The sequence below is a fragment of the Rhodococcus sp. P4_C10 genome, assembly GCF_056402135.1.
The window spans coordinates 12,453-36,711 of record NZ_JBFUHZ010000016.1 but is presented as its reverse complement, the minus strand read 5'-3'; the positions used below and the strand labels follow the sequence as shown (position 1 = coordinate 36,711).

Genomic DNA, 24,259 nt, shown 5'->3' with positions numbered 1-24,259 from the left:
GGTGGTGGCATGACGGTCGACGGGGATCGGAACAGGGCCGAGCATCAGCGGCTGGTCGACGAGTTGCGCACGCGGCTCGGCGTCGCCGCGCTCGGCGGCAGTCAGGCGTCCAGGGAGCGGCACGTGGGCCGGGGCAAGTTGCTCCCGCGTGAGCGAGTCGACACGCTGCTGGATCCGGGCAGCGCCTTCCTCGAGTTCTCGCCACTCGCCGCGAACGGCATGTACGACGACCAGTCCCCGGGCGCCGGGATGATCGCCGGGATCGGCCGGGTCTCGGGTCGCGAGTGCGTCATCGTCGCCAACGACGCCACCGTCAAGGGTGGCACCTACTACCCGATGACGGTCAAGAAGCACCTGCGTGCGCAGGAGATCGCGCTGCAGAACAACCTGCCCTGCATCTACCTGGTCGACTCGGGCGGCGCCTTCCTGCCCCGGCAGGACGAGGTGTTCCCCGACCGCGAGCACTTCGGCCGCATCTTCTACAACCAGGCCAACCTCAGCGCCAAGGGCATCGCCCAGATCGCAGCGGTGATGGGCTCGTGCACCGCCGGTGGCGCCTACGTCCCGGCGATGAGCGACGAGGCCGTGATCGTCCGCAACCAGGGCACCATCTTCCTCGGCGGCCCGCCGCTGGTGAAGGCCGCGACCGGCGAGATCGTCACCGCGGAGGAGCTCGGCGGCGGCGACCTGCACTCCAAGGTCTCCGGCGTCACCGACCACCTCGCCGAGGACGACCAGGACGCGCTGCGCATCGTCCGGCGGATCGTCGCCACCCTCGGTCCCCGCACCGACCGGCCCTGGGACGTGATCCCGGCTGTCGACGCGGTCGCACCGCAGACCGAGCTCTACGACGTGGTGCCCACTGACCCGCGCACCCCGTACGACGTGCACGAGGTGATCACCCGCCTCGTCGACGGTGGAGAGTTCCAGGAGTTCAAGGCCGAGTACGGCAAGACCCTGGTCACCGGCTTCGCCCACATCCACGGCCACCCGGTCGGCATCGTCGCCAACAACGGCGTCCTGTTCGCCGAGTCCGCGATGAAGGGCGCGCACTTCATCGAGCTGTGCGACAAGCGCAGCGTCCCGCTGCTGTTCCTGCAGAACATTGCCGGGTTCATGGTCGGTCGGGACTACGAGGCCGGCGGCATCGCCAAGCACGGCGCGAAGATGGTCACCGCGGTCGCCTGCGCCCGGGTCCCCAAGCTCACCGTGGTGATCGGCGGGTCCTACGGCGCCGGCAACTACTCGATGTGCGGACGCGCCTACTCGCCGCGGTTCCTGTGGATGTGGCCGAACGCGCGGATCTCGGTGATGGGCGGCGAGCAGGCCGCCTCGGTGCTCGGCTCCGTCGGCTCGGGCAACGATCCGGACGAGATCCGTGCCCAGTACGAGGCGCAGGGCAACCCCTACTACTCGACCGCCCGGCTGTGGGACGATGGAGTCATCGATCCCGCCGACACCAGAACTGTTCTCGGACTGGCGCTTTCGGTGTGTGCGCAGGCACCGCTCGAGCCGGTTTCCTACGGCGTCTTCAGGATGTGACCGACATGACCGAATTTCACACCGTCCTGGTGGCCAATCGCGGCGAGATCGCGGTGCGCGTCATCCGAACCCTGCGCGAGATGGGGATCCGATCGGTCGCCGTCTACAGCGACGCCGACGCCGACGCGCGCCACGTCCGTGAGGCGGACACCGCGGTCCTGCTCGGTCCCGCGGCCGCCCGGGAGAGCTATCTCGACATCGACAAGGTGGTCGCGGCCGCGGTCCGCACCGGGGCGCAGGCCGTGCACCCGGGATACGGATTCCTCTCCGAGAACTCGGCCTTCGCGGCCGCGCTCGAGGCGGCGGGCATCGCCTTCCTCGGACCGTCGGCGCGTGCCATCGAGGTGATGGGCGACAAGATCACCGCAAAGAACGCGGTGGCGGCATTCGACGTCCCGGTGGTCCCCGGCATCGCCCGGCCCGGGCTGACCGACGCTGACCTGATCGCGGCAGCCGACGACATCGGCTATCCGGTTCTGGTCAAGCCCTCGGCCGGCGGTGGCGGCAAGGGCATGCGCCTGGTCACCGAGCCCGGCGCCCTGGCGGAGGCGCTCGCCAGCGCCCGCCGCGAGGCCGCCTCGGCCTTCGGCGACGACACGCTCTTCCTCGAACGATTCGTGTTGCGTCCCAGGCACATCGAGGTCCAGGTCATTGCGGACACACACGGCAACGTGGTGCACCTCGGCGAGCGCGAGTGCAGCCTGCAGCGCCGGCACCAGAAGGTGATCGAGGAGGCGCCCTCGCCCCTGCTCGACGAGGCGACGCGGGCGCGGATCGGCGAGGCCGCCTGCAACACCGCGCGCAGCGTCGACTACACCGGCGCCGGCACGGTGGAGTTCATCGTCTCCGCGGACAGCCCCGACGAGTTCTTCTTCATGGAGATGAACACCCGGCTGCAGGTCGAGCACCCGGTCACCGAGATGGTGACCGGACTGGACCTGGTCGAGTGGCAGGTCCGGGTGGCCGCGGGCGAGAAGCTCGGCTTCGGGCAGGACGACGTGACCATGACCGGGCACGCCATCGAGGCCCGGGTGTACGCCGAGGACCCGTCGCGGGGGTTCCTGCCCACCGGCGGGCTGGTGGTCGACGTGGTCGAGCCGACCGGGCCCGGGGTGCGCGTCGACTCCGGGCTGCGGGCGGGCACCGAGGTCGGCAGCGACTACGACCCGATGCTCGCCAAGGTGATCGTGCACGGCGCCGACCGGGCCGCCGCGCTGCGGGGCCTCGACCGGGCGCTGGGGGAGACCGCGGTGCTCGGCGTGGTGACCAACATCGAGTTCGCCCGTTTCCTGCTCGCCGACCCCGACGTGGTCGCCGGTCGGCTGGACACCGGCCTGCTCGACCGCCGGGTCGAGGACTTCGTCGCGGCCCAGGCATCGGACGAGGAGTTCATCGCCGCCGGCACCTACCGATGGCTCGGCGGCTGGCCGGCGCGGGCCGACATCGCCGACCCCTGGGCGCTGCCCTCGGGCTGGCGGGTGGGGGAGTCGGTTCCCACCAGTGTCCGGCTGGTCGGCCCCGCCCGCACCGATCACGTCCGGATCGCCGGACACCCCGGCGCCGCGACGGTGGCGCTCGAGGACGGCGAAAGCCGCAGCCTCACCGCGACACTCGACGGGCCGCTGCTGTCCCTCGTGCTCGACGGACTGCGGACGACCTACCGCGTCGCCGAGCACGACGGCCACATCTGGCTGGCCGGTCCCCACGGCACCGCGGTGCTCCGGCAGGCGGCGGAGGTGAACGTGCGCACCGGTGACGTGCACGCCGGCGAGGCCGAGATCACCAGTCCCATGCCGGGATCCGTCATCGCGGTCGGTGCCGAGTCCGGCGCCGCCGTGGCCGCGGGCGACGTGCTGGTGGTGGTGGAGGCCATGAAGATGGAGCACGCGATGCGCTCGCCGGTCGACGGAACCGTCGAACTGCTCGTCGCCGCGGGCGACCAGGTCAAGGTGGACCAGGTGCTGGTCCGGGTGGTTCCGCACGCCACCGACACGAACGACAACAACGACATCGAAACGAAGGGCGCCGCGTCATGACCGACTACCTCTCCAGCGGACAGCTTCCCGACGAGTACCAGCAGCTGGCGAAGACCGTCCGGGACTTCGCGCAGACCGTCGTCGCACCCGTCGCCGCCGAGCACGACGCCAACCACACCTTCCCGTACAAGGTGATCGACGGGATGGCCGACATGGGCCTGTTCGGCCTGCCGTTCCCGGAGGAGTACGGCGGCATGGGCGGCGACTACTTCGCACTGTGCCTCGCGCTCGAGGAACTGGGCAAGGTGGACCAGTCGGTCGCCATCACCCTCGAGGCCGGCGTCTCGCTCGGCGCGATGCCGGTGTACCGCTTCGGCAACGAGGCGCAGAAGGAGGAGTGGCTGCCGCAGCTCACCAGCGGTAAGTCGCTCGCCGCCTTCGGCCTCACCGAACCCGGTGCGGGCAGCGACGCCGGCGGCACCAAGACCACCGCCAAGCTGGACGGCACCGACTGGATCGTCAACGGCAACAAGCAGTTCATCACCAACTCCGGCACCGACATCACCAGGCTGGTCACGGTCACCGCGGTCACCGGGGTCAGGGAGAACGGCACGAAGGAGATCTCCACCATCCTGGTGCCGACCTCCACGCCCGGCTTCACCGCCGAGCCGGCCTACAACAAGGTCGGCTGGAACGCCTCGGACACCCATCCGCTGACCTTCCAGGACGTCCGCGTCCCCCAGGAGAACCTGCTCGGCGAGCGCGGCCGCGGCTACGCGAACTTCCTGCGGATCCTCGACGAGGGCCGGATCGCCATCGCCGCGCTCAGCGTCGGCGCCGCGCAGGGCTGCGTGGACGAGTCCGTCAAGTACGCCAAGGAGCGGGAGGCGTTCGGCAGGCCGATCGGCGCCAACCAGGCCATCGCCTTCAAGATCGCCCGGATGGAGGTGCGCGCCCACGTCGCCCGCACCGCGTACTACGACGCGGCCGCACTGATGTTGGCGGGCAAGCCCTTCAAGAAGCAGGCCTCCATCGCCAAGCTGGTGGCCAGCGAGGCCGCGATGGACAACGCACGCGACGCCACCCAGATCTTCGGCGGCTACGGCTTCATGAACGAGTACCCGGTGGCCCGGCACTACCGGGACAGCAAGATCCTCGAGATCGGCGAGGGCACCACCGAGGTGCAGCTGATGCTGATCGCGCGGGAGGCGGGGCTGTGAACGGGGCGAGCGGAGCGACGGGGGATGTGACCGCGGCGACGGGGGAGGCCGGCTCGGCACCCACGAAGAGAATTGTCCAGCGCGGACTCTGGTTCGAGGAGTTCGAGACCGGTGTCGTCTACGAGCACCAGCCGGGCCGCACCGTCACCGAGGCCGACAACGTCCTGTTCACCACGCTGACGATGAACACCCAGGCGCTGCACCTGGACGCCGCGTTCAGCGACGCGCTGCCGCCGTTCAACCAGCGGCTGGTGAACTCGATGTTCACGCTCTCCACGCTGGTCGGGCTGTCGGTCGCGCAGCTGACCCAGGGCACCATCGTCGGCAACCTCGGGTTCTCCGAGATCGCGTTCCCCAAGCCGCTCTTCCACGGCGACACCATGTACGCGGAGACGGTGATCGTCGACAAGCGCGAGTCGAAGAGCCGGCCGGGCGAGGGCATCGTCACCCTCGCCCACACCGCGCGCAACCAGCACGGCGACATCGTCGCGACCGCGGTCCGAAAGACCATGGTGCGCAAGCGGCCCACGGGGGAGGGGCGATGACGCAGACGGCATCTTCCGGTCGCTCCGACGGACCCGCTCCGTGGACCCCGCCCGGCTCGGCGTGGCTGTTCTGCCCGGCCGACCGGCCCGAGCGGTATGCGAAGGCGGCGGCCGCGGCGGATGTGGTGATCCTCGACCTCGAGGACGGCGTCGGGCCCGACGACAAGGCGGCCGCCCGGCGGGCGCTGATCGAGAATCCGCTGGACCCGGAGCGCACGGTGGTCCGCGTCAACGCGGCGGGCACGCCGGACCAGGCGCTGGATCTGGCGGCGCTGTCGCAGACCCGCTACCCGCGGGTGATGCTGCCCAAGTGCGAGTCCGCCGAGCAGGTCCGCTCGCTGGCACCCCGCGAGGTGGTGGTGCTGGTGGAGTCGCCACTCGGCGCGCTGGTGGTCGCGGAGGCCGCACAGGTCGCCAACGCGGTCGGGGTGATGTGGGGCGCCGAGGACCTGGTGGCCGCCCTCGGCGGCAACTCGAGCAGGTGGGCGGACGGCAGTTACCGGGACGTGGCACGGCACGTGCGCTCGGCCTCGCTGCTGGCGGCCAAGGCGCACGGGCGGTTCGCTCTGGACTCGGTGTACCTGGACCTCGAGGACCTCGACGGCCTGCGCGCAGAGACCCTGGACGCGGTCGCGGTCGGGTTCGACGCGAAGGTGGCGATCCATCCGCGGCAGGTCGAGGTGATCCGCGATGCCTACGCGCCGACCGCGGACGAGACCGGCTGGGCCCAGAGGGTTCTCGCGGAGTCCGTGCACCAGCGCGGGGTGTTCGCCTTCGAGGGTCGGATGGTCGATGCACCGCTGCTTCGACACGCCGAACGGATCGTGCGCCGGGCCGGCAACTGACGCTGTACTGAACCGGGATTCGTCGAGGGAGTGGAGATGGACGTGACACCGACCGAGCAGGGATCGCCGGCGCCGCAGTGGGTGCCGACGGCCGCGGACGTCGCCGATGCCAGGATCACCGACTTCACGCGGTGGGTGGAGCGGCGGCACGCGGTGACGCTGCCCGACTACGGGGCGCTGTGGGAGTGGTCCGTCGACGACCTCGACGGCTTCTGGCGCGCCGTCTGGGACTACTTCGACGTGCAGTCGCAGACGTCGGTGGGCGCCGCGCTGGCCGAGGAGAAGATGCCCGGCGCGGTGTGGTTCCCCGGCACCCGGCTCAACTACGTCGACCAGGTGCTGCGGCACGAGCGGCCGGACCGGCCCGCGCTGGTCTACTCGACGGAGCAGGCCGGGGCGGACGTCGAGGTGTCCTGGGCCGAGCTGCGTCGACAGGTCGGGGCACTCGCCGCGACGCTGCGCGGCCACGGCGTCGGCCCCGGCGACCGCGTGGTCGGCTACCTGCCGAACGTGCCGGAGGCGGTGATCGCCTTCCTCGCGACCGCCAGCATCGGCGCGGTGTGGTCGGCGTGCGGGCAGGACTACTCGGCACACGCGGCGCTCGATCGGCTCGGTCAGCTCGCCCCGGTCGTCCTCGTCACCGCCGACGGGTACAGCTTCGGCGGCAAGGTGCACCACCGCGGCGAGGCGGTGGAGCAGCTGCGCGAGGGTCTGCCGAGCCTGAACCTGACGGTGCAGCTGAGCCGGTTCGGCGCGGACTCCGGTCCCGCGGCGTCGGGAGACGTGATGTCCTGGGCGGACGCCACCGCGGGCGACGCTCCGCTCGAACCGGTCGCCGTCGACTTCGACCACCCGCTGTGGGTCGTCTTCTCCAGTGGCACAACGGGACTGCCGAAGGGGATCGTGCACGGTCACGGCGGGGTGCTGCTCGAGCACCTCAAGTCGATCGCCCTGCAGAACGACGTCGGACCCGAGAGCACCCTCTTCTGGTACACCAGCCCGAGCTGGATGATGTGGAACTTCCAGGTGGCGGGGCTGCTGGTCGGGGCCACCGTGGTCTGTTACGACGGCAGCCCGTCCTACCCGGCGACCGACTCCCTCTTCGCCCTCGCCGCCCGGCACCGCGCCACGCTGCTCGGGACCAGCCCCGGCTACGTCCTGGCCGTCGCCAAGGCCGGACTGGTCCCGCGCCGCGACCACGACCTCGCGGCGCTGCGGGCGGTGGGCATCACCGGGTCGACGCTGCCGGCGTCGTCCTCGCTGTGGCTCTCGGAGAACGTCGGGGCCGCGGTGCCGGTGTACTCGATCAGCGGCGGCACCGACGTGGTGTCCGCCTTCGTCGGCGGGGTGCCGACGGTCCCGGTGTGGCCGGGCGAGCTGTCCGCGCGTTATCTCGGGGTGGCGCTGGACGCCTTCGACGAGACCGGGCGCCCGGTCCGGGGGCAGGTCGGCGAGCTGGTGGTGACCCGGCCGATGCCGTCGATGCCGGTGCGGTTCTGGAACGACCCCGGCGACGCGCGCTACCGCGACTCCTACTTCGACACCTTTCCCGGGGTGTGGCGCCACGGCGACTGGATCACCGTCACCGATCGCGGCAGCGTGGTGGTGCACGGCCGGTCGGACTCGACCCTCAACCGGAACGGGATCCGGATGGGCAGCGCGGACATATACCAGGCCGTCGAGGGGCTGCCGGAGATCGCCGAGGCGTTGGTGATCGGCGCCGAGCAACCGGACGGCGGGTACTGGATGCCGCTGTTCGTGGTGCTGGCCGAGGGTGCGGTGCTCGACGACGCGCTGCGGGAGCGGATTCGGTCCGCGATCCGGGAGCAGGCCTCGCCCCGGCACGTGCCGGACCAGATCGTCGAGGCGCCGGGCATTCCGCACACCCGGACCGGCAAGAAGCTCGAGGTCCCGATCAAGCGGATCTTCCAGGGCGCCGACGCAAATCGGATCCTCGATCGGACCGCGATCGACGCGCCGGAGCTCATCGACTGGTACCTGGCTCAACGGCGTTGACCAGGGCAGATGAGATATTGCGTCTCGGCATGTAACTGAATTTTTGTGAAGTCGGCCACAATTTGCCTCGCGTTCCAATACGCTGCTGCCAAGTCGGGCGACAGGGTGGCTCCGAGACCGGGGGCGAGCGGGTAACCGCAGCTCAACGGGAGCGGATCTGTGCATGGCGTCCGGGATGAAGCCGCCGACACGCAAAGGACGCGCCGTGAACTTGAAGAGAATCGCTCCCGCGATCGCCGCTCTCGCAACCGTGAGCCTGATCGCTGCGGGCTGTAGCAGCGACAGCGAGGCGAACTCCGGGGGAGGCGCCACCGCCGCCACCGGAGACCCGATCAAGGTCGGTCAGATCGTGCCCATCGAGGCGCCGGGCCTCGGCTCCGTCACCTACGCGGAGAGCACGGTCGCGTCGGTCAACGCGTTCAACGAGCGGGGCGGCGTGAACGGACGGCCGCTCGAACTGCTGCAGTGCGACTCCAAGGGCGATCCGAACACGGAGGTCGACTGCGCGAACAAGATGGTCTCCGAGGGGGCCGTCGCGACCCTCGCGGACTTCACGCCGGCCTCGGCCGAGGCGTCGTCGAAGATCCTGTTCGACGCCGGCATCGCCCGAGTCGGGTTGAACCCGGTGAACATGGCGGACTTCACCGCCACGAACGTCTACACCCCGTTCTCCGGCTCGCTGCTCAACCTGTACGGGATGATCGACATCCTGGTGGCGCAGGGGAAGACCAAGCTCAGCCTGATGCGCCCCGACCTCCCGGTCACCGCGCAGCTGGTCGGGCTGCTGACCCCCGCGGTACAGGCGAAGGGCGCCGAGATCGTCAACGACGTCGCGGTGGGCGCGGGCGCGACCGACTACACCCAGTTCATCGCCGCGGCCGAGCGCAACGGCGCGCAGGGCGTGATCATGGCGCTCGGCGCCACTGACGCCAACCCGATCGCGCAGGCGTTCGAGCAGCTCGGGTCGAAGCTGACCTTCGCGCTGGGGACGGCGGGCTTCACCCAGGCCGACCTGCAGGACCTCGGCACCTTCGCCACCTCCTCGACGTACACCAGCCCGACTCCCGCGCCCTCGTCCAGCACCGAGGACTTCCCCGGACTCAAGGACTTCCTCGCGGACATGGACAAGTCCGGCAAGGAGGAACTCGAGCTGCAGAACCTCACCGGCGACGCGGTGAACCCGTGGCTGTCGGTTCGTGCGTTCGGCGAGGTCGCCAAGGGCCTGCCGGAGATCAACGCGAAGACGGTCTGGGGCGGATTCGAGAACGCCAAGAACCTCGACATGGCGGGACTGATCCCGGCCTGGACGCCGGGTGCGGTCGAGCCCTTCGGGATCTTCCAGCGGGTCTCGAACTCGATGATGTACAAGATGACGTTCGACGGTGACGTGCTGGTCACCGACCCGACGCAGTACGACCTGCGTACGCCCACCGCCTAGTCCACGCCCCCACCCTGGAGATTGACGAATGACTGAGTTCTTGCAGTTCGCGATTCTCGGCCTGGGAGCGGGCTCTGCCTACGCGCTCCTGGCGCAGGGCATCGTGCTGGTTTACCGCGGATCCGGGGTGGTGAACTTCGCCCAGGGCGCGATCGCCATGGTGGGGGCCTACATATGCCTGGAAACCCTTCGGCACGACCAACACTGGGGGCTGCTGCCGGCCTTCCTGGTGGCGGTCGTGGTGGCCGGACTGATCGGCCTGGCATTTCAGCTGCTGGTGTTGCGGTGGCTCGCCAACGCCGCGCCGATCGTCCGGCTGGCCGCCACCCTCGGCCTGATGGTGATCCTGCAGGCGGGGGTGCAGCAGTACTACGGCAGTACGTCGATCCGGGTGAAGACCTTCCTGCCCGACGAGGCGTATCGCTGGGGAGGCGTTGTGGTGCAGCAGGATCGGATGATCCTGCTGGGTATCGCGATCCTGTCGACGGCTGCGCTGTGGGCGTGGACCAACTTCACCCGGGTGGGCCTGGCAATCACCGCGTCCGCCGAGAACGAGCGAGCCGCCGCCGCGCTCGGCTGGTCGCCGCAGCGGCTGGCCACACTGACCTGGACCGTCGGCGGCGCCCTTGCCGGTGCCGCCGGCATCATGGTGGCGCCCCTGACCGGGCTCACCCCGTCGGCCTTCGTGGTGATCGTGACGGTCTCGGCGCTGGCCGCGGCGCTGCTCGGCGGCTTCCGTTCCTTCCCCCTCACCCTGATCGGCGGCCTGCTGCTCGGCGTGGGTGAGAGCCTGGTCGTCCTGTACCAGGACGACCTGCGGGATCTGCTCGGGATGGAAACGCTCACCGGCGTCAACCGGGCGGTGCCGTTCCTGGTGATCCTGGTGGTGCTGGTGGTGCGGGGGAAGGGGCTGCCGTTGCGCAGCCATGTCTCGGAGCGGCTGCCCAAGCTCGGTTCCGGCGAGATCCGCTGGCCGCTCGTCGCCCTCGGGATCCTGGTGGCCGTGGGCATCATCCTGGGCGGCGGCGACTGGCTGCGGTCATTGACCCTGACCCTGGCCGCGGCGGTGTTCCTGCTCTCGATCGTGGTGCTGACCGGCTTCGCCGGCCAACTCTCGCTCGCCCAGTACACCGTCGGCGGCCTGGGCGCGCTGTTCGCCGCGCGACTCGTCGGCGAGGCCGGCTGGCCACTGGTGCCCGCGGCCCTGGTGAGCGTGGCGGCGGTGATCGCGATCGGTGTGGTGTTCGCACTGCCGGCGTTGCGGACGCGGGGTGTGAACCTGGCGGTGGTCACCCTCGGACTCGGGTTCACCATCCAGGAGATGGTGTTCAACAACCCGACCTTCACCGGCGACAAGCTCGAGGGCTCGGTGAAGATCCATCAGCTGAGCCTGTTCGGACTCGATGTGACGCCCAGTGTCCATCCCGAGCGGTGGGCGACGGTGTGCCTCGTGGCGCTGGTCGTCTGCGGTCTGATTGTCGCGAACCTGCGGCGCTCGCGCACCGGGCGACGGCTCATCGCCGTGCGCACCAACGAGCGGGCCGCGGCCTCCCTCGGCATCAGCGTGTTCGGGGTCAAGATCTACGCCTTCGCGCTCGCGTCCGGCCTGGCCGCGGTGGCCGGCATCCTCCTGGGCCTGCGCAACACTGCCGTCACCTACCTAGAGTTCAACGTGTTCGCGTCGATCAACGCCGTGGTCCAGGCGGTGACCGGCGGCCTCGGGTTTGTCACGGGTAGCCTCATCGGCTCGCTGATGGCGCCCGGCGCCCTCTTCAGCCGGCTGCTGTCCGGCTTGGCCATCGCCGCGCTGCTCGGCGGCGTGATCCTCATCGTCACCCTGCTCACCAACCAGAACGGCATCGCCGACATGATCTCCCGCGGGGTGCGGAAGAACCCCGCACTGGCTGCGGTGCTGGCGCGCAAGAAGCGCCGTGGACATGAGCTGTCAGACGAGGCGCCCACCGGGTCGGTCACCCCGACGCCACTGACGGTGCGCGGCCTGACAGTCCGGTTCGGTGGTGTGACCGCCGTCGACGGCGTCGACCTCGACATCGCGCCCGGGCAGGTGGTGGGCCTGATCGGGCCCAACGGCGCCGGCAAGACCACCGTCATCGACGCCATCACCGGATTCGTCAGCCCCGCGGCCGGCAAGCTCACGCTGGGGGACCAGGACATCACCGGCTGGTCCACCGCGCGGCGCTCCAAGGGCGGCCTGCGCCGGTCCTTCCAGTCGCTCGAGCTGTTCGAGGACGTCACGGTCGGGGAGAACATCCACGCCGGGGCCGACGAGTCCACCTGGCTCGCCCGGCTCACCGACCTCGTCAGCCCGGGCCGCCATCCCCTCTCACCGAGTGCATCGGCGGTGGTGCGGGACTTCGAGCTGGAGAACGACCTGGACGTGCTGCCGAGCGAGCTGTCGTACGGCCAGCGCCGGCTGGTGGGTATCGCCCGCGCCGTTGCCTCCGCTCCCTCCGTCATCCTGCTCGACGAGCCGGCGGCCGGACTGGACGACGCAGAGAGTCGAGAACTCGCGGTCGCCATTCGGCACCTGGCCGTGCAACGCGGGGCCGGGGTGCTCCTGATCGAACACGACATGGGTCTGGTGATGTCCACCTGTGACCGGATCGTGGTGCTCGCAGCCGGCCGGGTGCTCGCGGCCGGCACGCCCGAGGAGATCGCCGCCAGCCCGGCGGTTCGCGACGCCTACCTGGGCGCCGAGGCCGAGGACGAGGCTGCGGCTGAGACCGAGACTGCGGCTGAGACCGAGGCTGCGGCCGAGACCGAGACCGAGACCGAGACCGAGACTGCGGCCGAGGCCGAGACCGCGGCTGGGACCGAGAAGACAACGGGAGCAGTGCGATGACCATCACCAGCGAGAAGACGGTGGCGTCCGACGTCGTGCTCGAATGCCGCGGACTGAGCGCGGGTTACTCGGGGGCCGTGGTCTGCCGCGACCTCGACATCAAGGTGAGTGCAGGCGAGGTGGTGGCACTCATCGGCGCCAACGGCGCCGGCAAGTCCACCACCATGCTCACCGTGGCCGGCGAACTGGCCCCGATCGCGGGCGAGCTCTCGGTGCTCGGCTCCGCGAAGCGTTCCTCGCTGTCGGCGCTGGCGCGCCGCGGCATGAGCTACGTGACCGAGGAACGGTCCGTGATCATGGGCCTGACGACGGCGGAGAATCTCCGCCTGGCCGGGGTCACCGCCGACGCCGCCTGCGAGATCTTCCCCGAGCTGCGCGCACTGCTCAAGCGCCCCGCCGGCCTGCTGTCGGGTGGCGAACAGCAGATGTTGACACTGGCCAGGGCGCTGGCACGGGACCCGCGCCTGCTGTTGGCCGACGAACTGTCGCTGGGACTCGCGCCGCAGATCGTGCAGCGACTGCTCGCCGTGGTCCGGGAGGCAGCGGACCGCCGCAACCTCGGTGTGCTCCTCGTCGAACAACACGTCCGGCAGGTACTCGCGGTCGCGGACCGGGTGTACGTGATGCGCCGCGGGCAGGTGATGCTCTCGGGCACCGCGGCGGAGATCGGCGCCGATCTCGACGCGGTGCAGCGGGCGTACCTGGCACCGGCGTCGGGCCCGATCGAGGGCGGATAGCCGCTGGAGCGGCACCCTCTTGTACCGTTGGGCGATCGTCGGGCCTGGTCAGGCCGCGTCGACTCGGGTGCAACAAAGGGGGCTCAGTGGTAGCGGGATCGAAGTCGTCCGTGGTTCGGGTGCCCAAGGCGGGTGAACTCGTCGCTGCCAGTCTGCGTCGCCGGATCATCACCGGAGAGCTCGAGGTGGGCGACCCGTTGCCCACCGAGGCCATCCTGATGGAGCAGTTCGGGGTGTCTCGGCCGACGCTGCGCGAGGCCTTCCGGATCCTCGAGTCCGAGGCGATCATCACGGTCCTGCGCGGCGCCCACGGCGGCGCCCGGGTGCTCGCGCCCGACGCGTCCAGCGCGGCGCGGTACACCGGGCTGCTGCTGCAGTACCAGGGCACGCCGCTGGTCGACGTCTACCGGGCCCGGGCATCGCTCGAGGTGTCCGCGGTCGGGATGCTGGCCGCCGGGACCCAGGGCAACGAGTTGGAGACGTTCGCCGACCTGCTCGCGGCCGGCGCGGACCTGCTCGACGACGCGGAGGCCTTCGCGCGGCACGACGTGGACGTGCACCAGGCGCTGATCGACCTGGCCGGCAACCAGACGCTCGCGGTGCTCGGGGGCATGCTCGTGCACATCATCGACGCACACAATGCGCTGTTCATCGCCGCGCACGGGGGCGGCAACGAGCGGCCCGCCGCCCGCGCCGCGCATCGGGCCTACCTCAAGCTGCTCGGCCTGATCCGCGACGGGGACGCGACCGCGGCGCAGGAGTTCTGGCGCAAGCACCTCGACGCGATCGAGAAGTACATGATCGGCGACTCGGAGACCACGCTCGTCGAGGTGCTGTCCTAGGCCAGGTCACGGGATCGGGATCACCAGCGGCGGCAGCCCCGGGATCTCCACCCGGATCTCGGGCGGTGGCGGCGGGGCCGGTGGCGGCGGAGCTGCCGGCACCACGACGGGAGCCGGTGGCGGCGGGGGTTCCGGCGGCGGCGGGGGCTCCGGTGGTGGCGGAGGCATCGGTGGCGGCGGAGGCGGTGGCACCGGTGGGCGGCGCTCGGCCAGCACCGGCGCCGGAGCGGCCTGCCTGGGTGGTTGTGGCGGCGCCGTGGGTGGGGATGTCGGAGGGGCGACGGGCGGCTGCGAAGCGGCGCCGACGGGAACCGCGGTGAGGGCGCCGGTCGTCAGGTCCACCACGGACACCTCGGTCATGGGGCTGAGCGCGGGCTGCACCTCCAGCACCCGATCCGCCTGGTAGTCCGGCCAGGGCACCGCCAGTGGATCGGGATCAGCGCCGCTGGGGGAGTCCAGCGGGTTGCCGCGCGCGCAGCGGACCCGAGGCATGCCGAGGTCGTCGATCAGGACAATCGTCCCCGCCTCGAGCACGGACTGGGCCGGGGCCGCACGCCCGTCGTCGTAGCCGTACTTGGTGACCCGGGTGTCCGCCCGCAGCAGCACCGGGGTGAGTGCGTCGACGGCGGTCCGCACGTCCTCGACTTCGAGAACCCCCAACCACGCCGCGGCCTTGGCCGGGTCGCCGGTCAGGTCGTCGGCGAGTCGCGCACGGTCGCACAGCGGCCGGTCACGGCTGCCCCCGTAGAGACCGATGCGGTCGCCGTCGACCCGGGCCGGTTCACCGGAGCCCGGCAGTTGGGTGCCCGGTGGGCCGGGGGGCACGATCGTCGGGATCTGCGGGGGCAGGAGTTGTCCGGTCCAGGGGTGCTGCTCGTCCGTGACGGCGCTGGTCATGGTGACCCGATCGATGCGTGGGCCGGTCGAGCATGCCCCGGCGGTCAGAATGCAGGCGACCGCGATCCAGCGCCCCGGTGCACACCGCCTGCGTGCAGGGGAACCTTCGGCTTCGTTTCGTCGGGCCCACCACGTGGGCGGCCCGACGACGTCCGTGGCCACTCGCACATCGTAAGCACAGGCGCGGGTCGGCCGGGCGCTGTTACCGGACTGTGTCGGCCGTGGCGGATCGGGTGATGCCGAGTCCGGTGCCGACTTCCCCGGCCGCGGCCCTACATCGCGTCGATGCCGGTGAGCGCCCGCCCGATGATCAGCTTCTGGATCTGGCTGGTGCCCTCGTACAGGGTCAGGACGCGGGCGTCGCGCAGGTACTTGCCCATGGGGTACTCGTCGATGAAACCGTAGCCGCCGAACACCTGCAGGCAGTTGTTGCTCACCTTCACCGCGGTCTCGCTGGCCGCCAGCTTGGCCATCGACGCGGGCAGCGTCACCTCCTTGGAGGTGGCTCCGGCGTCGACCAGGCACGCCGCGCGGTGGGTCAGCAGTCGCGCGGACTCGATGGCCAGCGCCGAGTCGGCGAGCAGTTCCTGCACCAGCTGCTTCGAGGCGATCGGAACCCCGAACTGGGTGCGCTCGGTGGAGTACTTCACCGCCGCGTCCAGTGCGGCCTGGGCCACCCCGACCGCACCGGCGGCGACGGAGATGCGGCCCTTGGCCAGCGCGGACAGCGCGATCGACAGGCCTTTGCCCACCTCGCCGAGGCGGGCCGAATCCGGCACTCGCACATCCTGGAATGCCAGCGAGGCGGTGGCCTGGCCGCGCAGGCCGAGCTTGCCGTGAATGGTGGTGGCGGTGAAGCCTTCGCTGTCGGTGGGGACCAGGAATGCGGTCAGGCCGCGGCCGCCGTCGTCGGAGGTTCTGGCGAAGACCAGCGCCACCTTGGCCCAGGTGCCGTTGGTGATGAACATCTTCTCGCCGTTGAGGATCCAGTGGTCGCCGGCACGCTTGGCCCGAGTGCGGAGCGAGCCGGCGTCGGAGCCGCTGTCGGGCTCGGTGAGCGCGAAGCATCCGAGCGCGTCGCCGGAGGTGAGCTGCGGCAGCCACCGCTCCTTCTGCTCCTCGGTGCCGTAGGCGGCGATGGTCTTGGTGACAAGCCCGAGCGAGACCGAGACGATGCCGCGTACCGAGGAGTCGCCCCGGCCGAGTTCTTCGCAGACCAGCGTGTAGCTGAGCATGTCGACCTCGGTGCCGCCGTAGCGCTCGTCGATGGTCAGGCCGAGGAAGCCGAGTTCGCCGAGTCGTCTGACAATGCCCAGGTCCACCGCTTCCTCGCGGTCCCAGTCGCGGATGTGCGGGATGATCTCGGCGTCGACGAAGTCCGCCGCCATCTGACGCACGCTCTGCTGGGTGTCGTCGAGGGTGAAGTCCATGGTGATCGGTCCTCTACAGGTCGGTGGGTCGGGTTCCGGTGGCGCACAGCGAGAGCCCGAGGTCGGCGCGGGTGCGCAGCCAACCGCTGGCGCGGTACCGCGGGTCGCCGGTGTATGCGAGCAGGCCGTCCAGGATCCGCAGGACGAATGCCGCGCCGTGGGTGTCGCCGAGCGTGAGCGGACCCTGCGGGTAGCCCAGGCCCAGGCGGGCACCGAGATCGATGTCGGCGGGCGAGCCGATGCCGTGTTCGGCGATCGCACACGAGACGTTGACGATGGACGCGAGCAGGCGCTGCGCGATCGGGGCAGGGCCGTCGGCGGTGACGGTGAGTGAACGACCGGTGGCGGCAAGGACATTCAGGGCGGCGGTGCCGACGGCCGGGTCGAGAGTCGCGGGCACGGTGACCGTGAGCCGGCCCCCTGCCACGCCGAGCGGGTCGACGCCGACGGTGCGGGCCGGGTCGAGGCCGGCCGCGAGCGCCGCCCGGTACGTCGGCTCGCCGACCGGGAGTACCAGCGACACGGCGTCCGCGGCGGGGGCGTCGCACACCAGCACCCCGGCGGCGCGCAGCAGGTCGGCGAACTCCGTGTCCTCGTGCACGTACACCGCGGTGGCCGCGGCGTCGGGTGTATACCGTGGCTCGGCCGGAACCTCTTGTCTGCCTTCGAGATAGGAGTAGAACCCCTCGCCGGTCTTGCGTCCGAGCAGCCCGGCCGCGACGCGTCCCGCCGCGATCGGCGACGGCCGCAGCCGCGGGTCGCCGTAGAAGCCGGCGGACACGGATTCCATCACCGGGTGCGAGACGTCGAGGCCGGTGAGGTCCATCAGCTCGAACGGGCCCATCTTCAGCCCGAGGGTCTCGCGGGCGACCCGGTCGATGTCGGCCGCCGACGCAGTCTGTTCGGACAGCACCGCGAACGCCTCGGTCGGCAGGCCGCGGCCGAGGTGGTTGACCAGGAAGCCGGGTGTGTCGCGGGCGAGCACTGCGGTGTGGCCGAGTCGGGCGACGAACTCGCGGCCCACGTCGACCAGCGCGGGATCGGTGCGCAGTCCGGGGATCACCTCCACCAGCTTCATCAGCGGCACCGGGTTGAAGAAGTGCAACCCGAGCAGGCGGGTGGGATCGCGCAGTACGGCGCCGATCGCGGTGATCGAGAGCGAGCTCGTGTTGCTGGCCAGGATCGCGCCGGGTGTCACCGCCTCGAGTTCGGTGAAGATCGACTGCTTGACGTCGAGTCGCTCCACCACCGCCTCGATCACCAGGTCGATGTCGCCGGCGGGGGCGGTCGGGGCCGAGCCGGCGCGCAGTCGCGCGACAGCGGCCTCCGCGTCCGCCTCGGTGCGCTGACCCTTCTCCGCGGAACGTCGCAGCATCGTGGTGACGAACTCCAGTGCGGCGGAGACGGCCTCGCTGCTGACGTCGGTGATCTCGACCTCGACGCCCGCGGTGGCGGCGACCTGGGCGATGCCGCGGCCCATGGCTCCGGCGCCGATGATCCGAATCTTCTCGATCGTCACTGGTTTCCCCCGTGTGTCGTGTGCCCATGTCGAGTGTCCAACAGCAGTTGGAAGGTGGTGCGGTCCAACTCTATTGCGGTGCTCGGTGGCGTGGCGTCGGCATGGCCGACGATCTTGCGGACAACGCGGGCGCCCGAATATCCGGCGTCAGGTAACTCTTGACACGAGCTGGCCCGCAGTGTCAGGGTTTACCTGACGCAATTCATCGAGTGAAGGGTGAGCACGATGGACGACCAGATCGAGAGGGCGCTCACGGCGGACGTTGCCGCGGCCGCCGTCGCCACGGTCCACGCCGGCGTGGTCGAGGCCGGGCGCCAGGCCGACCTGCTGGTGGGTACCGGTCCGCTGCCGGGAACCGAGGAGTGGCTCGCCGAGGAGGGCACCGACCTTCCCGCGAGGCGACAGCTGGCCTGGCAGCTCGCGTGCTTCCGGATCCAGCTGGCCGCCGGCATCGACGCGGTGGAGACGGTGGTGGGCCTGCGGGGCTCCGGCGTCACCTGGGCCACCATCGGCCGCGCCGCGGGGATGACACGACAGTCGGCGCACGAGCGGTGGGGCCGGCCGGTCGCCGACATCCTCGACCGCTACGGCGAGGGCATGCCCGACTCCGTCCCGGACGACGACCCGGCGGCCGGCTGAGCGTGCTTGCGGAGCAACGGACCAGGCCGGGCCCCACCGAACTTCGGTGGGGCCCGGCCTCGTCACTCGAGATCGGTCAGTTCGGGCGGAACCCGAAATCGGTGCCGGCCACGCTGTCCCAGCGCGAGGTGACGTACTTCGGGCGGGTGTAGAAGCTCCACGAAGCATTGTTCAGTCCGGTGTCGCCGTAGGCGGAGTCCTTCCAGCCCTGCACCGCGTACGCGGCAACCGGAACGGGAATGGCCACGTTGACACCGATCATGCCGGCCGAGGCGCGGCGCTCGAACTCGTTGGCGGCGGCGCCGTCCCGGGTGAAGATCGATGCGCCGTTTCCGTAGCGGTGGCTGCGGATCAGCTCGAGACCGTCGCCCAGGGAGTCGACGCGCAGCACCACCAGGATGGGGCCGAAGAGCTCCTCCTGGTAGGCGGCGGAGGACCCCTCGACGTCGGTGAGCACGGTCGGGCCGACGAAGTAGCCGCTCTCGAAGCCGGGTACCACCTCGGCACTGCGGTCCACCACGGCGCGGGCACCACCGGCGATCGCCTCCTTGACCGCGGCCTGGATGCGCTCCTGTGACTGCCGGTTGACAACCGGTCCGACCTCGGTGTCGTCGCCGTCGCCCGGGCCGAGCCGGACCTCCTCGGCCCGCGTTGCCAGCTTCGCCAGCAGCGGCTCGGCGCTCTCGCCGACCACCACCGCGACCGAGATCGCCATGCAGCGCTGGCCCGCGGCCCCGAAACAGGCGGAAGTCAGCTGGTCGGCGACCACGTCGAGGTCCGCGTCGGGCATCACGATCATGTGGTTCTTGGCGCCGCCGAAGGCCTGTACCCGCTTGCCCGCCGCCGCGGCGCGGGAGTAGACGATCTGCGCGACCTGGCTCGAGCCGACGAACGCGACGGCCTCGGTCCGCGGGTCGTCGATGAGGCGCTCGACTGTGTCCTGGCGACCGTGCACCACGTTGAGCACGCCGTCGGGCAGCCCGGCCTCCGTGAACAGTTCGGCGATCCGGATGCAGACACCCGGGTCCTGCTCGCTCGGCTTCCAGATGAAGGTGTTCCCCGACGCCAGTGCGACGGAGACCATCATCATGCCCATCATCGCGGGGAAGTTGAACGGGGTGATCCCGACGCAGACGCCGAGCGGGTGCAGCACCGACTTGGTGTCGATGTCGGGTCCGGTCTGCAGCGACGTCCCGCCGCGCACGAGCGCCGGTCCACCACAGGCCAACTCAACCGAGTCAGCGGCCCGGGAGATCTCGCCCGCGGCGTCGTCGAGCGTCTTGCCGTGCTCCTGGGTGATGAGGGCGGCCAGCTCGGATCGGTTCTCCACGAGCAGGTCCCGGAAGCGGAACAACACCTGGGCGCGCCGGGAGAGGGTGGTCTGCGACCAGTCGTCGAAGGCGTCTGAGGCCGCGGCGAGTGCCGCGGTCACGGTGTCGGTGTCGGCCATCGGCACGGTGGCGATGGGCTGATCGGTCGCGGGGTTGGTCACGTCGATGAGGTCGCTGCCGGAGACCGGGGCGCCGTTGATCCAGTGGTGGATGGTGCGCATGGCTTGGATACCTTTCGGGTCAAGTGGATTCAAGAATTTGGAAGGGGGTGTCAGAGGGTGGTGCCGAAGCGCTCGCGATGCTCCTCGTCCAGCGTGGCCAGCGAGGAGCCCTTGGTCTCGCGCATGAACAGCACCGCGACGATCGAGATCAGGCCCGCCACACCGACGTAGATGGCGATGGGGACCCAGCTGCCGTAGGTCCGCAGCAGCAGGGTGGCGATGACGGGGGCGAGCGAGCCGGCGAAGATCGCGGTGACCTGGGCGCCCATCGAGACGCCGATGTAGCGCATGTGGGTGGGGAACATCTCGGCCATCATCGCGGGCTGCGGGGCGTACATGATCGCGTGGATGATCAGGCCGATCGTGATGGCGCACAGGATGAGTGCGTCGGACTTGGTGTCCATCAAGGGGAACGCGACGAAGCAGTAGAGGGAGGCGAGGACGGCACCGACCAGGTAGACCGGCCGGCGGCCCAGCTTGTCCGACATCCAGCCGAACAGCAGGATCATGCCGGCATGGATGACGTGCGATATCAGCATCAGGGTGAGGATCGTGGAGGTGTCCACCTTCAGCTGCACACTCAGGTACGTCAGCGAGAACGTGACCACCATGTAGTAGAGGATGTTCTCGATCACCCGGGCGCCCATCGCCGTCAGGACCTCACGCGGACGGGCCCGGAAGACGCGCTGGATTGCCTTCCACGTGTTCTCGGCCTGCGGCTGCTCCTGGGTGGCCTCCTGGAAGATCTGCGAGTCCTCGACCTTGGTGCGGATGAACCAGCCGATCAGCACGATGAACGCCGAGAAGAAGAACGCCAGTCGCCAACCCCAGGACAGGAAGTCGTCCTCGGGCATCACGAACGACAGGAACAGCAGCACGAGGGTCGCGACGACGTTGCCGAGCGGCGCGCCCGCCTGCGGGAAGCTGGACCAGAAACCGCGGCGGTTCGCCGGGCTCTGCTCGGCGACCAGCAGCACCGCGCCGCCCCATTCGCCGCCGATGGCGATGCCCTGAGCGAAGCGCAGGAGCACCAGGATCACCGGGGCCAGGTAGCCGATCTGGTCGAAGCTCGGGATGGCGCCGATCAGGAAGGTCGAGGCGCCGATCATCAGCAACGAGATCTGCAGGAGCTTCTTGCGGCCGAACTTGTCGCCGTAGTGGCCGAAGATGATGCCGCCGATGGGGCGGGCGATGAAACCGATGGCATAGGTCAGCAACGCCGCGATGACACCGTCGAGCGGGTTGCCGGTGGCCTTGAAGAAGACGTGACCGAAGACCAGCGCGGCCGCCATGCCGTAGAGGAAGAATTCGTACCACTCGGCGACGGTGCCGGCCATGGATGCGGCCACGATCCGGTGGAATCCGCGCGGCGTCCCGGTCGTCGTCTCGACCGCGGCCGGGGCCTGGTCGGCGGGCGGGCTCAGCTGGGCGGTCATCGGGCGCCGCCGACGCTCGCGGCCGGGGCGGTGCCGTCGACCAGGTGGATCAGCGAGGAGAAGTCGAGCGACCCGCGGCCGTCGGCGATGAGGCCCTCGAGGCGCCGTGCCACCTCGGCGGTGGCGGTGGTGTCGACGCCGTGCGCGGCCGCCGCATCGAGGGCGAGGCCCAGGTCCTTGCGCATCAGCGCGACGGAGAACCCGCCGGTGAAGTCGCGGTTCGAGGGGGCGGAGGCGACAGGCCCGGCGACGGGGTAGTAGTTGCGCAGGGCCCAACTGTCGCCCGTGGAAACCCCGGCGATGTCGATGACCGTCTGCGGCGTGATGCCCAGGCGCTCGGCCAGCACCGCGGCCTCGCAGGTGCTCTGCATGTTCATCGCGAGCATCATGTTGTTCACCATCTTGGCGCTCTGACCTGCGCCTGTCTCGCCCGCGTGGAAGGTGCGGGCGCCCATCAGTTCCAGCAGCGGGCGGGCAGCGTCCAGGTCGGCGGACGTGCCGCCGACCATGAATGTGAGGGCGGCGTTCTGGGCGCCTGCGATGCCGCCGGAAACCGGCGCGTCCAGGAAGCGTCGACCGGTGGCGGCGACGGCCGCGCCGACCTCGCGGGCCTCGGTGGCGCTGATCGTCGAGCAGTCCAGCACCAGGGCGTCGGCGTCGGCCGCGTCCAGAGTTCCGGACTCGAGCAGCGCGGCCCGGACGTGTGCACCCTTGGGCAACATGGTGACGACCGCGTCGGCGCCGTCGGCCGCCGTCGCGGCGGAGTCTGCGGTGCGCAGGCCCGCGGCGACGGCCGCATCGCGGGCGTCTGGGGAGAGGTCGACGCCGATCACGTCGTGTCCTGCGGTGTGCAGGTGTGTGGCCATCGGCAAGCCCATGTTGCCGAGACCGATCCAACAGATCTTCACGCTGGTGCCCTTCTGTCGAGTGCCGCGTGGGGGTGACCGCCGCAGCTGCTGCCTAGAAGAGTGAGCTAGGTTACATCCTCAGGAAAGGCCCTCTTTGGTACACGTGCTGTGCAGAACTGCACAGCAGGTGGGGCCGGTGAGGAGATTCAGATGCGCGCCGACGACCTGGTGGTGCTGCTCGAGATCGCCCGCTGCGGTTCGCTCGTCGGGGCCGCGTCCGCACTCGGGCTCAACCACGCGACCGTGTCGCGCCGGATGTCGGTCCTGGAGTCCGAGTTGCGGGCACCACTGCTGGTCCGCGGTGTCAGCGGCTGCACGCTCACCGACCTCGGCCACAGCCTGCTCGAGTCGTGCGAACAGATCGAGTCGGCCCTGACCGAGGTGCGCGACCTGGCCAGCACCACGCCACGCGAGCGGGAGTTGTCCGGGCTGGTGCGGATCGCCACGACCGATGCCTTCGGGGCGCTGTTCGTGGCGCCGCTCATGGCAGAACTGCACAGGATCAACCCCGACCTCCTGGTGGAGATCGTCACCCAGACGCGGCTGGGCGCCTACGGCATCGGTGCCGACATCGAGATAGGGGTCGGCGAGCCGGTGGTCGGGCGTCCGGGGGCCGAGAAACTCACGGACTACCGGTTGGGGCTCTACGCCTCGGACGAGTACGTGTCCGAACGCGGCCTGCCGCGGACCTTGGAGGAGCTGGCGGGGCACTCGCTGGTCTACTACATCGAGGGCCTGTTGCGGGTGGAGGACCTCGACGTGCTGACCCGGCTGACCGGGCGTCACCAGGTGACCTTCGGCTCGACCAACGTGCAGGTGCAGACGATGGCGACGCTGTCGGGTGCGGGGATCGGGCTGCTGCCGGCGTTCGTGGCCGAGCGCGAGCCCACGTTGCGCCGGGTGCTGGCGTCGGACGTGGCGATCAACCTGGAGTTCACCGCGTGCCTGGGGCCGCGGCGGCTGCGCCGGCCCGCGGCGGCCACCGTCATGCAGGCAATCCGGGAGATGGTCGTGGAGCGTCAGGCGGAGCTGGTGCCCCAGTGGTGACGACGGACCAGTGGTGACGACGGAAGGGAATCAGATGCAGGTACGGCAGGAGGTTCGCGGGCGGGTGCTCGTGATCCGTCTCGAGCGCCCGGACAAGCGCAACGCCATCAACGAGGCAATGGCCGTGGGTATCGACACCGCGCTCAACCGCCTCGACGACGACCCCGACCTCTGGGTCGGCGTCCTGACGGGGACGCCGACCGTGTTCTGTGCGGGCACCGACATCAAGGAGGGCTCGGGGCCACTCACCCCACGCGGCGGCGAGTACGGGATCATCCGGCGCGAACGCAGCACCCCGCTGATCGCGGCGGTGGAGGGGCAGGCGCTCGGCGGCGGCTTCGAGATCGCGCTGGCCTGCGACCTCGTCGTCGCCGCTCGTGACGCGGTGTTCGGGCTGCCGGAGTCGCTGCGGGGTCTGGTCGCGACGTCCGGTGCGCTCTTCCGTGCGCCGCGGGCCCTGCCCGTCAATGTGGCGCGGGAGCTGCTGATCACCGGCAACACCCTCGGCGCCGACCGGGCGTACGGACTCGGGGTGGTCAACGAGGTCACCGAGCCGGGTGCGGCGCTCGACGCGGCGCTGCGGATGGCCGAGCGGATCTGCCTGTCGTCGCCGGTCTCGGTCCGAGAGAGCCTGCGGGCCGTTCACGCGCTCACTGCCGACTCCGACATCGCCGGGTGGGAGGTCACCGAGCGGGCCAAGGCGGTGGTGACCGCGTCGGCGGACATGCGCGAAGGGATCGATGCCTTCTTCGAGCGGCGGTCGCCGAACTGGACCGGGAATTAGCCCGCCCCGACGGGTCGGCGCCG

General features: G+C 70.4%; 19 protein-coding genes. 13 read left to right on the top strand and 6 right to left on the bottom strand.

Features of this window, described 5'->3' with window-relative positions; genetic code table 11:
• The first annotated feature begins 9 nt into the window (after positions 1-9).
• The 10 genes from AC1DWC_RS12910 to AC1DWC_RS12865 all read left to right on the top strand — a co-directional run bounded on the left by AC1DWC_RS12910 (position 10) and on the right by AC1DWC_RS12865 (position 14,024).
• Positions 10-1,542, top strand: a complete 1,533-nt coding sequence (locus AC1DWC_RS12910; RefSeq protein WP_477908574.1) for a carboxyl transferase domain-containing protein — start codon at positions 10-12, stop codon at positions 1,540-1,542.
• 5 nt (positions 1,543-1,547) lie between these two features.
• Complete coding sequence (locus tag AC1DWC_RS12905) at positions 1,548-3,578, top strand: acetyl/propionyl/methylcrotonyl-CoA carboxylase subunit alpha (protein WP_477908572.1); 2,031 nt, start codon at positions 1,548-1,550, stop codon at positions 3,576-3,578.
• Complete coding sequence (locus AC1DWC_RS12900; protein WP_477908570.1) at positions 3,575-4,738, top strand: acyl-CoA dehydrogenase family protein; 1,164 nt, start codon at positions 3,575-3,577, stop codon at positions 4,736-4,738. The genes AC1DWC_RS12905 and AC1DWC_RS12900 overlap by 4 nt, the downstream gene beginning before the upstream one ends.
• Before the next feature lie 26 nt (positions 4,739-4,764).
• Positions 4,765-5,283: a MaoC family dehydratase gene (locus tag AC1DWC_RS12895; protein ID WP_477908922.1), complete on the top strand. Its 519-nt coding sequence runs from the start codon at positions 4,765-4,767 to the stop codon at positions 5,281-5,283.
• Positions 5,280-6,128: an HpcH/HpaI aldolase/citrate lyase family protein gene (locus AC1DWC_RS12890; RefSeq protein WP_477908568.1), complete on the top strand. Its 849-nt coding sequence runs from the start codon at positions 5,280-5,282 to the stop codon at positions 6,126-6,128. Before AC1DWC_RS12895 ends, AC1DWC_RS12890 begins: the two co-directional genes overlap by 4 nt.
• A gap of 36 nt (positions 6,129-6,164) precedes the next feature.
• Positions 6,165-8,144, top strand: coding sequence for an acetoacetate--CoA ligase (locus tag AC1DWC_RS12885; RefSeq protein ID WP_477908566.1), 1,980 nt, complete (start codon positions 6,165-6,167; stop codon positions 8,142-8,144).
• Between the two features lie 205 nt (positions 8,145-8,349).
• Positions 8,350-9,582, top strand: coding sequence for an ABC transporter substrate-binding protein (locus AC1DWC_RS12880; protein WP_477908564.1), 1,233 nt, complete (start codon positions 8,350-8,352; stop codon positions 9,580-9,582).
• A 28-nt stretch (positions 9,583-9,610) separates the two neighbouring features.
• Complete coding sequence (locus AC1DWC_RS12875) at positions 9,611-12,445, top strand: ABC transporter permease subunit (protein WP_477908562.1); 2,835 nt, start codon at positions 9,611-9,613, stop codon at positions 12,443-12,445.
• Positions 12,442-13,182 (top strand): ABC transporter ATP-binding protein, encoded by a 741-nt coding sequence (locus AC1DWC_RS12870; protein ID WP_477908560.1) that lies wholly within the window; start codon positions 12,442-12,444, stop codon positions 13,180-13,182. The genes AC1DWC_RS12875 and AC1DWC_RS12870 overlap by 4 nt, the downstream gene beginning before the upstream one ends.
• Positions 13,183-13,268: 86 nt before the next feature.
• The gene (locus AC1DWC_RS12865; protein ID WP_477908558.1) at positions 13,269-14,024 is read left to right on the top strand and encodes a FadR/GntR family transcriptional regulator; all 756 of its coding nucleotides are present in this window, start codon (positions 13,269-13,271) and stop codon (positions 14,022-14,024) included.
• Positions 14,025-14,030: 6 nt separating this feature from the next.
• Here AC1DWC_RS12865 and AC1DWC_RS12860 read toward each other — a convergent pair whose 3' ends face one another.
• The 3 genes from AC1DWC_RS12860 to AC1DWC_RS12850 form a co-directional block, all read right to left on the bottom strand.
• The gene (locus AC1DWC_RS12860; protein ID WP_477908556.1) at positions 14,031-14,921 is read right to left on the bottom strand and encodes a DUF6777 domain-containing protein; all 891 of its coding nucleotides are present in this window, start codon (positions 14,919-14,921) and stop codon (positions 14,031-14,033) included.
• A gap of 272 nt (positions 14,922-15,193) precedes the next feature.
• Complete coding sequence (locus AC1DWC_RS12855) at positions 15,194-16,351, bottom strand: acyl-CoA dehydrogenase family protein (protein ID WP_477908554.1); 1,158 nt, start codon at positions 16,349-16,351, stop codon at positions 15,194-15,196.
• Positions 16,352-16,364: 13 nt separating this feature from the next.
• Complete coding sequence (locus tag AC1DWC_RS12850; protein WP_477908552.1) at positions 16,365-17,870, bottom strand: 3-hydroxyacyl-CoA dehydrogenase; 1,506 nt, start codon at positions 17,868-17,870, stop codon at positions 16,365-16,367.
• Between the two features lie 225 nt (positions 17,871-18,095).
• Between AC1DWC_RS12850 and AC1DWC_RS12845 the strand changes: the two genes are divergently transcribed.
• Positions 18,096-18,509: a hypothetical protein gene (locus AC1DWC_RS12845; RefSeq protein ID WP_477908550.1), complete on the top strand. Its 414-nt coding sequence runs from the start codon at positions 18,096-18,098 to the stop codon at positions 18,507-18,509.
• A 76-nt stretch (positions 18,510-18,585) separates the two neighbouring features.
• Here AC1DWC_RS12845 and mmsA read toward each other — a convergent pair whose 3' ends face one another.
• The 3 genes from mmsA to mmsB are packed head-to-tail and all read right to left on the bottom strand — an operon-like array spanning position 18,586 to position 22,405.
• On the bottom strand, positions 18,586-20,061 hold the full coding sequence (gene mmsA, locus AC1DWC_RS12840) for a CoA-acylating methylmalonate-semialdehyde dehydrogenase (RefSeq protein WP_477908548.1): 1,476 nt from the start codon (positions 20,059-20,061) through the stop codon (positions 18,586-18,588).
• Positions 20,062-20,111: 50 nt separating this feature from the next.
• Entirely contained in the window at positions 20,112-21,497 is a 1,386-nt protein-coding gene (locus AC1DWC_RS12835) for an MFS transporter (protein WP_477843631.1), read from the bottom strand.
• A complete protein-coding gene (mmsB, locus tag AC1DWC_RS12830; RefSeq protein ID WP_477908546.1) occupies positions 21,494-22,405 on the bottom strand; it encodes a 3-hydroxyisobutyrate dehydrogenase in 912 nt (303 codons plus the stop codon). The genes AC1DWC_RS12835 and mmsB overlap by 4 nt, the downstream gene beginning before the upstream one ends.
• Positions 22,406-22,555: 150 nt before the next feature.
• Between mmsB and AC1DWC_RS12825 the strand changes: the two genes are divergently transcribed.
• Both AC1DWC_RS12825 and AC1DWC_RS12820 read left to right on the top strand, forming a co-directional pair.
• Positions 22,556-23,452, top strand: coding sequence for a LysR family transcriptional regulator (locus AC1DWC_RS12825; protein ID WP_477908544.1), 897 nt, complete (start codon positions 22,556-22,558; stop codon positions 23,450-23,452).
• 34 nt (positions 23,453-23,486) lie between these two features.
• Entirely contained in the window at positions 23,487-24,236 is a 750-nt protein-coding gene (locus AC1DWC_RS12820) for an enoyl-CoA hydratase-related protein (RefSeq protein WP_477908542.1), read from the top strand.
• Positions 24,237-24,259: the final 23 nt, after the last annotated feature.

What these genes read in the sequence shown, in the direction of transcription:
- AC1DWC_RS12910 (WP_477908574.1), top strand. Translation starts at nt 10, where the DNA reads ATGACGGTCGACGGGGATCGGAACAGGGCCGAGCATCAGCGGCTGGTC.
- AC1DWC_RS12905 (WP_477908572.1), top strand. Translation starts at nt 1,548, where the DNA reads ATGACCGAATTTCACACCGTCCTGGTGGCCAATCGCGGCGAGATCGCG.
- AC1DWC_RS12900 (WP_477908570.1), top strand. Translation starts at nt 3,575, where the DNA reads ATGACCGACTACCTCTCCAGCGGACAGCTTCCCGACGAGTACCAGCAG.
- AC1DWC_RS12890 (WP_477908568.1), top strand. Translation starts at nt 5,280, where the DNA reads ATGACGCAGACGGCATCTTCCGGTCGCTCCGACGGACCCGCTCCGTGG.
- AC1DWC_RS12885 (WP_477908566.1), top strand. Translation starts at nt 6,165, where the DNA reads ATGGACGTGACACCGACCGAGCAGGGATCGCCGGCGCCGCAGTGGGTG.
- AC1DWC_RS12875 (WP_477908562.1), top strand. Translation starts at nt 9,611, where the DNA reads ATGACTGAGTTCTTGCAGTTCGCGATTCTCGGCCTGGGAGCGGGCTCT.
- AC1DWC_RS12870 (WP_477908560.1), top strand. Translation starts at nt 12,442, where the DNA reads ATGACCATCACCAGCGAGAAGACGGTGGCGTCCGACGTCGTGCTCGAA.
- AC1DWC_RS12860 (WP_477908556.1), bottom strand. Translation starts at nt 14,921, where the DNA reads ATGACCAGCGCCGTCACGGACGAGCAGCACCCCTGGACCGGACAACTC.
- AC1DWC_RS12855 (WP_477908554.1), bottom strand. Translation starts at nt 16,351, where the DNA reads ATGGACTTCACCCTCGACGACACCCAGCAGAGCGTGCGTCAGATGGCG.
- AC1DWC_RS12845 (WP_477908550.1), top strand. Translation starts at nt 18,096, where the DNA reads ATGGACGACCAGATCGAGAGGGCGCTCACGGCGGACGTTGCCGCGGCC.
- mmsA (WP_477908548.1), bottom strand. Translation starts at nt 20,061, where the DNA reads ATGCGCACCATCCACCACTGGATCAACGGCGCCCCGGTCTCCGGCAGC.
- AC1DWC_RS12835 (WP_477843631.1), bottom strand. Translation starts at nt 21,497, where the DNA reads ATGACCGCCCAGCTGAGCCCGCCCGCCGACCAGGCCCCGGCCGCGGTC.
- AC1DWC_RS12825 (WP_477908544.1), top strand. Translation starts at nt 22,556, where the DNA reads ATGCGCGCCGACGACCTGGTGGTGCTGCTCGAGATCGCCCGCTGCGGT.
- AC1DWC_RS12820 (WP_477908542.1), top strand. Translation starts at nt 23,487, where the DNA reads ATGCAGGTACGGCAGGAGGTTCGCGGGCGGGTGCTCGTGATCCGTCTC.